This window comes from Pantoea stewartii (assembly GCF_011044475.1).
Taxonomy (GTDB): Bacteria; Pseudomonadota; Gammaproteobacteria; order Enterobacterales; family Enterobacteriaceae; genus Pantoea; species Pantoea stewartii.
The window spans coordinates 273676-287997 of the sequence record NZ_CP049115.1 but is presented as its reverse complement, the minus strand read 5'-3'; the positions used below and the strand labels follow the sequence as shown (position 1 = coordinate 287997).

Annotated in this window: 12 protein-coding genes; 6 read left to right on the top strand and 6 right to left on the bottom strand. The window is 54.4% G+C overall.

Going from position 1 to position 14322, the window contains the following annotated elements; translation table 11 throughout:
• The first annotated feature begins 6 nt into the window (after positions 1 to 6).
• Positions 7 to 1497: an L-arabinose isomerase gene (araA, locus tag G5574_RS01310; protein ID WP_039340462.1), complete on the top strand. Its 1491-nt coding sequence runs from the start codon at positions 7 to 9 to the stop codon at positions 1495 to 1497.
• 259 nt (positions 1498 to 1756) lie between these two features.
• Here the strand turns inward: araA and G5574_RS01305 are convergent, their stop codons facing one another.
• The 4 genes from G5574_RS01305 to G5574_RS01290 all read right to left on the bottom strand — a co-directional run bounded on the left by G5574_RS01305 (position 1757) and on the right by G5574_RS01290 (position 5278).
• Positions 1757 to 2752, bottom strand: a complete 996-nt coding sequence (locus G5574_RS01305; protein ID WP_164481889.1) for a hypothetical protein — start codon at positions 2750 to 2752, stop codon at positions 1757 to 1759.
• 240 nt (positions 2753 to 2992) lie between these two features.
• Positions 2993 to 3430, bottom strand: coding sequence for a bifunctional diaminohydroxyphosphoribosylaminopyrimidine deaminase/5-amino-6-(5-phosphoribosylamino)uracil reductase RibD (locus G5574_RS01300; protein ID WP_110267814.1), 438 nt, complete (start codon positions 3428 to 3430; stop codon positions 2993 to 2995).
• Between the two features lie 62 nt (positions 3431 to 3492).
• Positions 3493 to 4320, bottom strand: coding sequence for an MBL fold metallo-hydrolase (locus G5574_RS01295; protein WP_033741294.1), 828 nt, complete (start codon positions 4318 to 4320; stop codon positions 3493 to 3495).
• A gap of 73 nt (positions 4321 to 4393) precedes the next feature.
• Entirely contained in the window at positions 4394 to 5278 is an 885-nt protein-coding gene (locus tag G5574_RS01290) for an SDR family oxidoreductase (RefSeq protein WP_164481888.1), read from the bottom strand.
• A gap of 114 nt (positions 5279 to 5392) precedes the next feature.
• Between G5574_RS01290 and G5574_RS01285 the strand changes: the two genes are divergently transcribed.
• The 3 genes from G5574_RS01285 to G5574_RS01275 all read left to right on the top strand — a co-directional run bounded on the left by G5574_RS01285 (position 5393) and on the right by G5574_RS01275 (position 8836).
• Complete coding sequence (locus G5574_RS01285; RefSeq protein WP_039340470.1) at positions 5393 to 6295, top strand: AraC family transcriptional regulator; 903 nt, start codon at positions 5393 to 5395, stop codon at positions 6293 to 6295.
• A gap of 502 nt (positions 6296 to 6797) precedes the next feature.
• Complete coding sequence (locus tag G5574_RS01280) at positions 6798 to 7781, top strand: DUF1852 domain-containing protein (protein ID WP_006119056.1); 984 nt, start codon at positions 6798 to 6800, stop codon at positions 7779 to 7781.
• Between the two features lie 26 nt (positions 7782 to 7807).
• Complete coding sequence (locus tag G5574_RS01275) at positions 7808 to 8836, top strand: methionine synthase (protein WP_039340472.1); 1029 nt, start codon at positions 7808 to 7810, stop codon at positions 8834 to 8836.
• Between the two features lie 231 nt (positions 8837 to 9067).
• Here the strand turns inward: G5574_RS01275 and G5574_RS01270 are convergent, their stop codons facing one another.
• Complete coding sequence (locus G5574_RS01270; RefSeq protein ID WP_006119054.1) at positions 9068 to 9235, bottom strand: con-10 family general stress protein; 168 nt, start codon at positions 9233 to 9235, stop codon at positions 9068 to 9070.
• A gap of 1182 nt (positions 9236 to 10417) precedes the next feature.
• Here G5574_RS01270 and G5574_RS01265 point away from each other — a divergent pair.
• Positions 10418 to 10585: a con-10 family general stress protein gene (locus tag G5574_RS01265; RefSeq protein WP_006119050.1), complete on the top strand. Its 168-nt coding sequence runs from the start codon at positions 10418 to 10420 to the stop codon at positions 10583 to 10585.
• Between the two features lie 140 nt (positions 10586 to 10725).
• The gene (locus G5574_RS01260) at positions 10726 to 11385 is read left to right on the top strand and encodes a hypothetical protein (protein ID WP_164481887.1); all 660 of its coding nucleotides are present in this window, start codon (positions 10726 to 10728) and stop codon (positions 11383 to 11385) included.
• A gap of 426 nt (positions 11386 to 11811) precedes the next feature.
• Here G5574_RS01260 and G5574_RS01255 read toward each other — a convergent pair whose 3' ends face one another.
• Entirely contained in the window at positions 11812 to 14142 is a 2331-nt protein-coding gene (locus tag G5574_RS01255) for an FdhF/YdeP family oxidoreductase (protein WP_164481886.1), read from the bottom strand.
• Positions 14143 to 14322 lie beyond the last annotated feature (180 nt).

The window sequence follows — 14322 nt, the reverse complement described above, 5'->3', positions numbered from 1 at the left end:
GGTTTTATGCAACAGTTCAACGTGTGGTTTGTCATTGGTACACAGCACCTCTACGGCGCGGAAACGTTACGTCAGGTTGAACACAATGCCCGGCAGGTGGTGGACGGATTAAATCAGGCGGGTTTGCCTGTACGTCTGACGCTGAAACCGCTGGTCAAATCGCCTGATGAAGCGCTGTCGCTGTGCCGTGACGCCAGTCACGATCAAAACTGTATCGGTATCATTACGTGGTTGCATACCTTTTCGCCGGCCAAAATGTGGATCGGCGGATTGAATGTCTTAACGAAGCCCCTGCTACAGTTTCATACCCAGTTCAATGCCGAGATCCCCTGGGACAGCATGGACATGGACTTTATGAACCTGAATCAGACGGCGCACGGTGGCCGTGAGTTTGGCTTTATTGGTGCGCGCATGGGCCTGCAGCACAGCGTGGTGACCGGCCACTGGCAGGATAAACACAGCCAGCAGCGCGTCGCCAACTGGATGCGTGCGGCGCTGGCCAAACAGGCCAGTCAGCATCTGAAAGTCGCGCGTTTTGGTGACAACATGCGTGAAGTCGCGGTCACCGAAGGCGATAAAGTGGCGGCGCAAATCCAGTTCGGCTATGCGGTTAATGGCTGGGGCGTGGGGGATTTGGTGGAGGTGATCAACAGCGTCAGCGAGGGTGATGTCAATGCGCTGGTTGACGAATATGAAAGCCAGTATCGTTTCTCCGACGTGGCCGCCGCAGGCGGTGAAAAACGGCAAAACGTACTGGACGCCGCACGCATCGAGCTGGGCCTGAAGCGTTTTCTGGACGACGAAGGCTGCAAGGCGTTTACCACCAACTTCCAGACGCTGCACGGCATGACGCAGTTGCCCGGCCTGGCGGTACAGCGCCTGATGGGCCAGGGTTATGGCTTTGCGGGCGAAGGAGACTGGAAGACCGCCGCGCTGCTGCGCATCTTTAAAGTGCTGGCGGGTGACCGTCCCGGCGGCACCTCCTTTATGGAGGATTACACTTACCACTTCTCGCCGGGCAACGATTTAGTGCTGGGTTCTCATATGCTGGAAGTGTGCCCGTCTATCGCGCGGGAAGAGAAGCCGCTGATCGACGTGCAGTTCCTCGGCATCGGCAACAAAGCCGATCCGGCGCGGCTGATTTTCTCCACGCCGGCCGGTCGTGCCATTAACGCCAGCGTGATCGATATGGGCGATCGTTTCCGCCTGCTGGTTAACGTAGTGGACGCGATTGAACAGCCTAAACCACTGCCAAAACTGCCGGTAGCCCGCGCGTTGTGGAAAGCGCAGCCGTCTCTGGCGACCGCCTCTGAAGCCTGGATTCTGGCAGGCGGTGCGCACCATACGGTGTTCAGTCAGGCCCTGACGCTGGACGATATGTATCTGTACGGCGAGATGCACGGCATTGAAGTGCTTGTAATTGATGAGCACACCCGGCTTCCGGCCTTTAAAGATGCGCTGCGCTGGAATGACGCCTATTACCATATGAAGCGTTAAGCACTGCTAGCGAACGCATTAACAAAGTGGCGGGTCAGCCCGTTGGCGGCCCGCTTTTTTATGCGTCGCGCTCAACCTGAGGCACAGCGTTACTGCCCTGATATCGGGCAATAATCCCCCCTGACCGCTGTCTGTTTCCCTTGCCAGTCGATCGGCAAAAGCCGCTGCCGGCCTGGCGATATGACCGCCCGATAACGGGACAGGTTATCTTCGTTAACCTTCCCCTCCGCGAGGCACCGTTACATGGCTGTCATGCGGCTCAGACGTTGTGCGTGAGGGCAGTGTGACGCGGCGTCACGCTATGACTGCCCGTCTGATCGTTAATGTTTTGATAGTGAACGTCGCTGTGGCTGACGCGCGCGGGCCTGTCAGACAGGAAGCGGCTGTCTTGCTCTGTCTGTTGCGTGGGCGTCCCGGCGGCCTTGTCTGCCTTGACCAGAAGCGGCTTCACGGGCGCTGCCGAAGGCTGCCAGGCTATCCGCGCCTCGGTCAGCGTATTTTGGGCCAGATTCTCATTCACCTGCGCCAGCTGCCGCCGCAGCACATTGAGTTTCACTGCGGTCGCCAGCGGAATCTGACGTTCCTGATCCTCCAGCACGCTTAACTGCTGACGGGTCGCATACTGCTGTTGCAGCAACGCGCGGTACTGGCTTTCATAGCCCCAGACCACCGACTGCTCCTGTGCAAACTGCAACGCCGAAATATAGCCTTTGTTCAGCAGCGGTCGCCATTTGTTGACCAGGTTTTGCGCCATGCCAACCTGCGCGGACTCGATTTTGATTTGCTGATCAAGTTGCGCCAGTTGTCCGTTCAGCATAGCGGCCTGGAAGTGGTTATCACTGACCTGTTGCAGTGCCAGCTGCTGCGTGTGGGCCATGTCCTGCAGCAGGCTGCCCTGCTCCAGCTTCAACTGATCGCTGACGAGTTGCATGCCTTTGAGTGCCTGACGGTTTGCCTCGGCGATCATAACGACTGAAGGCACGGAGGCATGCGGCAAATGTTCACTGACGGCAGCGATTTGTCCGGTTGGGTTGGGTGCAGTAGCGGCGCTGAGCGGACGCGCGGACGCGTGTCGGCTGGACAGCACCTGGCGCAGACCGGACGCATGATTGTCGACAAAACAGATCAGGCTCACCGTCCCCACCACCAGCGAGAACAGATTACGCCGCACAAACAGTGAGGCAGAGGAAACGCCGCCAGCCGCGGCCACGCGGGACGACTCAGGTGATGGCTGTTGTAAAAATGGTTTTTCCATTTTTTACCCTTAACTCAGTGCGCGTTGGTGGTCTGTTTACGGGATGTCGCGGAAACGTTTTGCTCTCTGGCGGGCAAAAGGCCTCACCGCACACCTAACATCACATGCCCCGGAGCAGAGATAAAACAGAAGTTCATTTCCAGTCGTTACGCTTTGAAAGGGAATCTCACGATGTTTCACCAGCGGTTCAGGGATGTAAATGCCGATGTCTGGCTAACAGCACGCCTTCTCACCTACATTTTACGCAAGCGAGCGAATTAAATAGGGCGCCAGAAAACACTCAACGTCATTTCTCGCCACCCCCAGCGTCACGCCGATGCCCGCTTGCTTTAAGATCGCAATCCCTTCTCCGCGATTACGCGGATGCGGATCTTCAATGGCGATATAAATATGTCTGGGCCTGAGCCGGGCCAGTGTTAGTGCGCAGGACGGGGTTCTGCCCTGAAAGGCACAGGGCTCTAGCGTGACATAGATTTCGCACTCTTCTACAGGTAACGTAAGTGTGGAAAGTGCATCAGCCTCAGCATGGTACTGACCCGGTGAACGGGTAAATCCGGTCGAGACAACCCGACCATTGTGAACAATTACGCACCCTACCGGTGGGTTAGGTCTGCAATGCGGCAGCGCATGGCGGGACTGCGCCAGCGCTAACAGCATAAATTGTTGTGATTTTTGCATCATTAGCAGGACTCGTCTCATTACCGTTTTACGTCCGTGAGCTTAGCTACAGAACGTAAAACTCAGATAAACTGCCATTCAAATCCCGCAGAGGTCTGGCTGACATGACCTGCCGACGAGCCCGGAAAATGCGAACTAAACCAGCGTGCCTGATGCTCACTCGCCCACGTCATTGCCCAGCGCCGCTGGGCTTCGGCCTGCGCGGCATCAGCACAAAAGCGCGAGGCAAGCTGGGGCTGACTGACCTGCAAATCGTTATGCATCAGGTCACCGGAAAACAGCGCATAATCGCCCGCACTGTGCAGAATAATCGACGCGTGGTCATGACTGTGGCCGGGCGTGGGCACATAGCGCAGCACATCAGCAAACACCGGCTCTTGCGTCACATCGAACGTCTCCAGCAAACCCGCCGCGATAACCGGATTAATGCTGTCCTCTAACAGCGTTTTGCGTGCCGGATCGTGTTGCCAGCCTTTCAACCCGCTATCCGAACAGTAGTAGCGGGCATGTTTGAAAAACGGTGTCCATTTACCGTCCATCCAGTGCGTATTCCAGCCCACATGATCGCCATGCAGATGGGTGATCAGCACGATATCCACCGCGTCAGGATCGACGCCCGCGTCACGTAAGCGCTGCGCATACGGCGTATTCAGCTGATGGGAGAGCGGAGAGCCTGCCCGCTCGCGACCATTGCCGCTGCCCGTATCGATCACAATAAGGTTGTCAGGCGTGCGGACCACCCAACTGTGAACAGAGAGCGTAATCGTTTCCGGCGTTCCGCTCGCTAACGCCTGCGCGGGAAACAGCCATTCCGTGGACAGAGACGCGTCCAGTTCAGGAATTTTAAAGACCTCGCACTCACCCACGCGGTAAACCGGCGTCACAGACATATGACCTCTCAAATCAGGGGGAAAATGATACTGACTCGTCGCATCTTGCCATCTTCCCAGCCGTTAAGCACGCTTAGCCCGGCATGCGTTCAAGATCGGCAATCAATCCCGGCCCTGTGGGCTGCCATCCCAGTTGCGCCCGAGTAAGCCTGCCTGAGGCGGACATATCCTGCGCAACGAAATGACTCAGCCAGCCAAAATGATCGGTAGCTTCAGCGGCTGAAAGGGATATGACCGGCAGGTTGAGGATCCGCCCGAGGGCGTCGGCAAGCACGCGCAGCGTAATGCCTTCTTCGGCGACAGCATGATAACGGCTTCCTGGTCTGTTTTTTTCCAGCGCCAGCCTGTAGAGGCAAACCGTATCGTCAAGATGCACTGCTGACCAGCGGTTTTGGCCTTCATCAATAAAAGCGGAAACGCCTGTCTGTCTCGCCACCTCAATCAGCGACGTAACCAGGCCCTGTTTCAACGGATTATGTACCTGAGATAACCGCACAACGGAAACGTTGACCCCTTTTTCCAGTGCCACTATTGCGGCCAGCTCGGATGCCCGGCGCGGATTAGGATGAAGCGGGTTGAAATAGTCTTCTACGGCAGGTCTTCCCTGCCCCGGCGAGCCCAGTCCCACCGCCGAGGTGATGATTAAGGGCCGTGCGCTTCCTGCCAGTGCCGTGGCCATCGCGGCGATTGCCTGCCGATCGGCTTCACAGTTTGTCAGAAACGTCGAAAAATCATGGTTAAAGGCGGTATGGATCACTCCCTCGCAGCTTGCCGCGCCCCGTTGCAAACTATCGTGATCGTTAATATCCCCCCAAAAGGGCTCGACGCCTGCTTTGCTGAGCCTGTCGACACCCTGCTGATGTCGGGTCAGTCCGACCACCTCATGCCCTGCCGCGATCAGATCGGCCGCAATCGCCGACCCGATAAAACCCGTTGCTCCTGTAAGAAATAGCCGCATGTCTGTTCGTCCTCTTGTCAGCCTTCGCAACCGTGGTTGTCTACTTTACGGTGGAGAAGGAATGCGCTCTATGTGATAACGTCGCTTTTTTATGTCTGACCGTCTGGGATGATCATGGACCCGCTTTCACAGCTCTTAGCCCTGCTTGAACCACAACGTTACGTTTCCGGTGGTGTGATACTGACGCCGGAGATGTCGGTACAATGGCCCGCTCATGATGGCGTGAAGTGCTATGCCGTCGTAGCGGGTGCCTGCTGGCTGACCGTTGACGGTGTTGCGGAACCCTTGCGCCTTAACGCCGGCGAGTGCTATCTGCTCCCGCCAGGCGCACCTTTCAGGCTGGCCACAAACCCGGACGCGCAGACTGTCGATTTTCAGACGGTGCGGTCTGAGATGGTTGCCGTGACAGCGGCAAAGCTTGATGAAACCTCCGCCTGTTTACTGGTAGGCGGGCATTTCCTGCTGACCGGACGGCCCGCACAGATGCTGTTAGGTACGCTGCCGCCAGTGGTGCATATCCGGCGCAGCGCAGACAGAGCCGCCATGCAATGGGCGCTGGAAAGAATGTCACAGGAAGTCCGTGAAGCGCAGCCCGGCAGCGTCCTCATCGTGCAACAGCTGGCATTTATGCTGCTCATTCAGGCGTTACGGCTGTATGCAAATGACCCGCAGCAGTCAGGCTGGCTTGCGGCCCTGAAGGATAAAAAGCTGGGCGCGGCGCTGGCCTGCATGCACCAGCACCCCGAACACAAGTGGACGCTGGCGGAACTGGCAGCCAGGGTGGGAATGTCACGCGCGGTTTTTGCTGAACGATTTAAGCAAACGGTGGGCATCGCGCCCGTCGACTATCTCACGCAATGGCGCATGCATCTTGCCTGCGACCAGTTAAAAAAAGGGAATGGCGGGCTTACCGCGATTGCTGCCGGTCTGGGCTATGAATCTGAGAGCGCCTTTGCAAAAGCCTTCAAGCGTGTCATCGGTGTTTCACCAGGCAAGTTCAGTAAAGAAAACGCCTGATCGGGCGGCCCGAAACCAGGGATGATGGCGGGCTTCAGGGGGATATGGCTGCGCGGGGCTGAAAATCCCTGCGTGAGTACGGTAGCGCTTGCTGCGGGCCTGTACAACGCTCATGAAAGAGGCTCATTAACCTGAATAAATATCACCGCTTTTCCCGCAACATGAGAAACCTTCACATGAGCCGTTTTCATGAGGAGACGGAAACCGGGATATTGGCAGGCCTTACGCCACAAGGGTTCAGGGCGCATTGCATCACGGCACACTCTGTCCGTTTGTCTCCATTACGCGTATGGCAGAGGCTTTACCTCTGTCGACCATGAAGATGGCTCATGTTGTGTTGAAATTAAGTCGCTTTCCCTTCCTCCGCGGCTCTGGCATAAAATATGCTTTATTGACAAACACACAACGTGAAAGCGGTTAAACGAAAAACCAGAATGCAGGCCAGTCTGGATAACTAACAGCCACAGACCGTTTTTCACATCAGAACGCAGGGTGCATCACGATGAAAAAAGAATTCACATTTACGATTAAGAGCAGTGTTTTTGATGAGAATTACAACCCGTCTGAAAATACGCGCATCACCACCAATTTTGCTAACCTGGCGCGCGGGACAAACCGTCAGGAAAACCTGCGCAATGCCTTAACGATGATTGATAATCGCTTCAACTCGCTGGCGCACTGGGATAATCCAAAGGCCGATCGTTATGGTGTGGAACTTGAAATTATCTCGGTTGAGTTAAATATCGAAAACGAGACGCAACGCGGCGCGTTTCCTGTAATTGAAATTCTGAAAACCCATATCGTCGATAAAAAAACTCAGCAGCGTATTGAAGGTATTGTTGGCAATAACTTCTCCTCTTACGTGCGCGATTATGATTTCAGCGTGCTGCTGTCTGAGCACAATAAAAACAATACCGGCTTCAGCGCGCCTGCCAACTTTGGCGATTTACACGGCAATATTTTCAAGTGCTTCGTGAACTCTGCGGCTTTTAAAGAGAACTTTAAAAAGCAGCCGGTCATTTGCCTGAGCGTGTCCAGCAAAAACGTTTATACCCGCACAGGAAACCGTCATCCGGTACTGGGTATTGAATACCAGCAGGATGCCTATTCCCTGACTGACCAGTATTTCCACAAGATGGGCCTGACGGCGCGCTATTTCATGCCGGAAAACAGTGTTGCCCCGTTGGCGTTTTATTTCTCGGGTGACCTGTTGAGTGATTACACCAATCTTGAGCTGATCAGCACCATTAGTACGATGGAGACGTTCCAGAAAATTTATCGTCCTGAGATTTACAATGCTAATTCACCGGCTGGCCAGTGTTATCAGCCAAGCCTGAATCATCTGGACTATTCATTAACGCGCATTGTTTACGATCGCGAAGAGCGTAGCCTGTTAGCGGTAGAACAAGGGAAATTTACCGAAGAGAAATTCATTAAACCCTATAAAGCCGTTCTTGAAGAGTGGTCTGCCAGTTACGCGCTTTGATTAACCGAAATACAAGGTCACCTATTATGAAAACGTTGTTACCTACCTCAACCGCAGGCAGTTTACCGAAGCCATCCTGGCTGGCTCAGCCTGAAACGCTGTGGTCGCCCTGGAAGCTGCAAGGCTCAGAACTGGCTGAAGGGAAAAAAGATGCGCTGCGTTTAATTCTGGACGATCAAATCCAGGCCGGGATTGATATCGTCAGCGACGGTGAACAAACGCGCCAGCACTTTGTGACGACATTTATTGAGCACCTGAATGGTGTTGATTTCGAGAAGCGCGAAATTGTCCGTATCCGTAATCGTTATGATGCCAGCGTACCGACGGTGATCAGCGCGGTTAGCCGTCAGAAACCCGTCTTTATTGACGATGCGAAATTCTTGCGTCAGCAGACTAAGCAGCCAATCAAATGGGCGCTGCCGGGTCCGATGACCATGATTGATACGCTGTATGACGGCCATTACAAGAGTCGTGAAAAGCTGGCCTGGGAATTTGCCAAAATTCTGAATCAGGAAGCCAAAGAGTTAGAAGCGATTGGCATCGACATTATTCAGTTTGATGAGCCCGCTTTTAACGTGTTCTTTGATGAAGTCAACGACTGGGGCATCGCCGCGCTGGAACGCGCTGTGGAAGGCCTGAAGTGCGAAACCGCTGTGCATATTTGCTACGGCTACGGTATCAAAGCCAATACCGACTGGAAGAAGACGCTGGGGACGGAATGGCGTCAATATGAAGAAGTCTTCCCGAAACTGCAAAAATCAAAAATCGATATCGTTTCGCTGGAATGTCAGAATTCGCGCGTGCCGATGGAGCTGATTGAGCTGATTCGGGGTAAAAAAGTCATGGTGGGTGCCATTGATGTAGCAACCAATACCATTGAAACGCCGGAAGAAGTGGCCGCGACGCTGCGTAAGGCGTTGCAGTTTGTGGATGCCGACAAACTCTATCCGTCAACCAACTGCGGTATGACGCCATTATCCCGTGAGGTGGCGCGTGGCAAGCTCCATGCCTTAAGCGCGGGCGCGGCTATTGTCCGTCAGGAGCTTTCAGCATAGTTCACGCGCGGGTAATCTGCAGCAGGTGAGCGCGCTGACGTGACTCGCCTGCCATCCCTGCCTTGTCGTTATCATCCCTTTGTGTAAGAGCAGCCTGGCACTGACCGGGCTTTTTCGTGCGGGGACCGCTGCCGTCTCTGATGAATTAGCCTGGGCATTGATGATGCCTGCGGAAACGGTGGGATCATGGAGCAGTCCCTGCTCCGCTGTTCAGTCCCTTATAAGCCGGTATCAGGAGCCACGATGGCTGTTCTGGCCCCCTTTCTTACCGGCTTCTGAGGCTTTTTCACGATCGTTTTTAAAATTGCCGCCGCTGTTCTGTCCGCCTTTTTTACCGGCTTCAGAAGCTTTCTCTTTATCTTCCGCGAAATTACCTGATCCACCACGATGTTCAGTCATAATATTTCCTCTTCAGGTTAAAGTTGTCTGCTTCTTTGCTTCACCATTTGCATGGCACTGTTAAGGTTATAACGCGCCTGTTAATCTGCAAGCGTGGCGGATAAAACATTCGCCGCTTTGTTTAGCGCTTTTAATACTGCCGCGCAACCGCAACGGAGGGCGGAAAATAAAAGCGAAAAACAACAAGATAATCACCCAAAAACCCGCTTCTCTTGTTTAAATGCGACTGTTTTCATTCGTCAAAAAATTAACAAGAGGTTACATTTAGGCGTGTAGAACGGCAATTTTCAGGCAAAATAAATACTCAGCCTTAGGCTGACATCCCTTCACGGTTAAAAGACAATCTGTTTACGCACCACCAAGTGCTCCCGCAGCATCCCACTCAACCTTTTGCCAGCCTCAGAAAACGACGCTACCACGTCTGACGCCTGCCCTGTAATACCGTGCTCTGCCATTAAGCTTTACCTGTGGGCGTCGGCCACGTGTTAACGGCCTTATTGATCAGGGGCACACTAACGCTGCCTGGAAATAAAAGAGAGTGGTCTGTCGTCAGGAGCAGGTAATGTATTTCAGTCATCCGTCAGCGGCAACAGCGCGCGCTCAGGAAAAGCCACGGCGATTGTGAATATTCATTACTCATCGCGCTCTAAATAAAACCCTGCGCCTAAAAAAGGCTCCCCGCGCCTGTCGCGCGTGTGAATATACCGCTTTATTTTCTCGCCTGGCGGTTTAAAAAGACGACCTCCCGTTTCGTCGGTTAAAACATAACAGGACGCCCCCAACGCCAGCTATGAAAATAGTGGCATTCACTGACATCAAAAAATGCTATCGCGCTCTGTGTGTTGATAAGCGGATTGAGCGTTTCTGTTGGGTAAAAAAAGAAAATGGGATCGTTGCGTGGCAGCCTGAATATGTCGCCGTCAGGCCGACAGGCTATAAAAAAGTTAAGATTCGTCTTAAAAAAATCGGGCAGTAAAGCTGTACATGGAATGAAACTTTCGTACAAATTTAATGCTAATAATCCTCATTTTCAAAGAGTAAAAAACCTTTCAAGACGAAGCGGCATTAAAAAAACCGTTTTTTATTTTTTTCCATTGTATTGTTTCGCATTGGAATTATCAGAAACCATCGACCAAAATGAGGCTTTCCACTGTTAATGATGAAATGAGAGAGGATAGACCCATGGTCAAATATCGTGGCGGCGCAGGAAATTTTGCAGCAAACCCCGAGAGAGCCTCTGAAGCGGGTCGGAAAGGCGGCAAAAACAGTAGCGGAAACTTCAGGAATAACCCCGAGCGTGCAGTAGAGGCGGGCCGTAAAGGGGGAAAAGTCAGCCGTCGTACGGGCTAGTTCCCTTTGCGATTTCGCCCGTCTGCCTTTGCCGCGCTGGCGAGCATCTCTTTATACCTCCACCGAAACGCGCAACGCCAGGAAGGCCGCTTATCTTCCTGGCGCTGGCGCACATCTGATTTTTATAAACAGGAGTTTTTATGTTGTCATCCGACACGCTTTGTGCGCTCACAGGCGCCTCCCTGACCAATGTACGACGCTGGCAACGGTATGGACTTGTTGCTGTAGATCCCGTGACAGACTACTGGACAGAAGGCCAGCTCGAAGAAATCCGCGAAGTCATGTCAGCCAATGCCCACGGCGCAACGGCGCAGGAAATGCACGATGGCCGCAGGCAATCAGAGGGCGTAATGACGTATGGCTGGCCCGCCCGCCGTGGCGAAATCCTGACCAGTCTGGAGTTTGGTTCAGACAGGCAGTTGATCCGGGTTATCCGTAGCCTGAGTCGGGACTTTGCCGGTGACGATTTTATCCGGTCTTTAATGCGTCCACTCTGCAGTTGGCTGCGCGAGGACCAGCGTCGTGGCGCTGCGCGCAGGCTTGCCCGCTTTGAACATGTCACGGAGCATCATCACGCCTGTGTGACCCGCGCAGCCTCTCGCTCGGCCAGCGTACCGCTGTTGCTTGAGATTGCAGGTGAAGTACAGAACACGGATGTGCTGCTTGAGGCCATCCGGTTAACGGCACAGGGCTTTAATGTGGATGTCTGCGTGGACACCTCTGTGCCGCTGCCAGCCCATCAGCGTAAGTCTTACGATCACCATCTGATCTGGCAGGCCAGCCAAATCAGCGTTCAGTAGCCGGTTCACGTTAATGCTGCCCTTCCCCTCTTCATTCCGCAAACAGGTTAGCGTTTTCTCTGCACTCCGCGTGGCTGCGGTATGTTCTCCGGCGCTTTCCCTTGCGTTCTGACACCACCTTGCGTGCTGTTTTGGTGCGGATATGCGTGACCCCAGCCTTACAGTAAACGCGCTCATTTATCCTTCAATCCTGACGTTTTATGAAAGACCGTGGACTAACGCGGGCCATAGCATGGCGGTGATTGCACCGGACAGGTTAGTTCCGGGCCGCCTTTTCCGGTTACGCATCCCCGGCGGTGCACGCCCCCAGTGATGCGCCCCATACAGCTCAATGCCACTGGCGGCGCACAATGCGGTGGCGACGCGATTCTGCGCCCGCTGCGTACCGCTTCTCTCAGAGGGCGCACACGTTCTGTGAATACCGGGCTAACGACGCGTGGCAGAGCCGGCCAGTGCGCTTTCAGGCTGAACGCGTTCGAGCCTGACAGGGGTGCTTTTATAGGCCGGTATACCGCTTTTGGTATCATGGCTGTCCAGCCGTACCAGCACGTTCGCTTCCGGATAATAGGCTGCGACCGAACCATAGGCCATATCGTGCACCACGATGGTCAGCTTATCCATGCGCCTTGAGGTCGGGTTGCCGTCCGGGTCCAGGGCGATGACGTTGACCTGCTCGCCGACGCGTAACTGCCGTTTTTCGGCCTCATCCGGGTTGATAAACAGCACATCCCGGCGTCCTGTTACGCCCCGGTAGCGATCGTTCAGACCATAGAGCGTTGTATTGTATTGGTCGTGGCTGCGCAATGTCGTCAGCACCAGATCGTGGCAGGTCAGTGAGCGTGGATCTTCATTGATGCCCGCCATCACCAGGAACTGCGCTTTTCCTGACGGCGTGTGCCAGATGCGCTCGGATGCGCCATTGGGCAGGCGAAAACCACCCGGTTGTTGAATGCGCTGATTATAGTTTTCGAAGCCCGGAAACACCGCTTCAATGGCCTGGCGGATATTACTGTAATCGCGCGTCATCTTGTCCCAGTCGACAACCGTATCAGGCAATGTGGCTTTCGCCAGGCTGGCCACCAGCAGCGGCTCTGACTTCAGGTGCGGCGAGGCGGGATCGAGCGTGCCTCGTGAAGCATGTACCATCGACATGGAATCCTCAACCGTGACACTTTGCGCACCCGAGGGTTGCTCATCCACCTCCGTGCGTCCCAGTACCGGAAAAAGATAACTGTGCTTTGCCATCAACAGATGTGAACGGTTCAACTTCGTCGCCATGTGCACCACCAAATCCAGATTGCGCATGGCAGGAAAGGTGACCTGTGGGTCAGACATGGCTTCAGCCAGGTTGCCGCCAAGGCACAGCAGCGCTTTAGCACTGCCGTCACGGATGGCGCGAATTGCCTCAACCGCGCCGTGACCGTGTTGTCTGGGCGGCGTAAAGCCAAACACCTTTTCCAGACTGTTCAGCAGACTGTCAGACGGGATTTCGGTAATCCCAACCGTGCGATCACCCTGAACATTGGAGTGGCCGCGCAGCGGACAAATGCCGGCCCCCTTTTTGCCCATGTTGCCGCGCATCAGCAACAGATTCGCGATTTGCTGTACATTCTGTGTTCCGTACTGATGCTGTGTAATGCCCATGCCGTAGCAAATAATGGTGCGATCCGCCTCCGCATACAGTCGGGCCAGATGCTGAATCTCTTCACACTCCATCCCTGAGACTTTCAGAATGTGCGCCCAACTGGTCGCCTCCAGATCGGCCTTCAGCGCCTCGAAGCCCTCAGTGTGTTCATGAATAAAGGCCTCATCCAGCACACCCGGTTCGCCCTGTTCTCTGGCCGTCGCATCCATAGCGAGCAGGAATTTCATCATCCCTTTCAACATGGCCGCGTCACCGCCTACGCGCACTTTATAATAGGTTGACGCCAGCTCGGTTGAGCCCATCGACAGCATCTCGATTGGGCTTTGCGGTGAGGTAAACCGCTCCAGCCCGCGTTCGCGTAACGGATTAATCGCAACAATCGTCGCACCACGTTTTGACACCTCTCTGAGCGTGCCCAACATGCGCGGATGGTTGGTGCCCGGGTTATGACCAATACATAAGACAAGGTCGCAATGGTCAAAGTCATCCAGCTCAACGGTGCCTTTTCCTACGCCGATGGATTCCGGCAACCCCACACTGGTCGGCTCGTGGCACATATTGGAACAGTCTGGGAAGTTATTGGTACCGTATTCGCGGGCAAACAACTGCCAGAGAAAAGCGGCTTCATTCGATGCGCGACCAGAGGTATAAAACTCAACCATGTTCGGATCGCTATAGCTGCGCAGCCGCTCACCTATTTCACGAAAGGCCGTTTCCCATGCGATGGGCTGATAGGTATCGCTGGCCGCATCATATTTCATCGGATGGGTCAGCCTCCCTTCGCCTTCCAGATCCAACGCGCTGCGCGCCCACAAATCGCTGACCTTGTTAGCCGCGAAAAAATCGGGCGTGGCACGCTTACTGGTGGCTTCCCACGACACCGCTTTGGCCCCGTTTTCGCAAAACTCAAAAGAAGACGTATGCTGCGGATCAGGCCAGGCGCAGCCGGGGCAATCAAAGCCCTGGGGCTGGTTCACCCTGAACAGGGCAATGACGTCCTGTTTCACCGCCATTTGTCCCCGAATCGCATCCGCTACAGCTTTTAATGCGCCCCAGCCACCCGCTGAGCCGCCATACGGTTTGACCCCAAAAGTACGATTCGTTTCTTTCATTTTTATCCCAACCTGTGTCAATGACTTTTGCTTAAGCCTGGTACAGGATTGGGAACACGCCTGTTAAGCAGGCCGCAAAGCCTGATTTAATTTTTGCAAAATGTTACCTCGCTGCGGTTAATTGCAGCCCATGCGCTTTTAGTGTCCCAACGGCGTTACCCGCCGTGTTTCGCTTAAAAG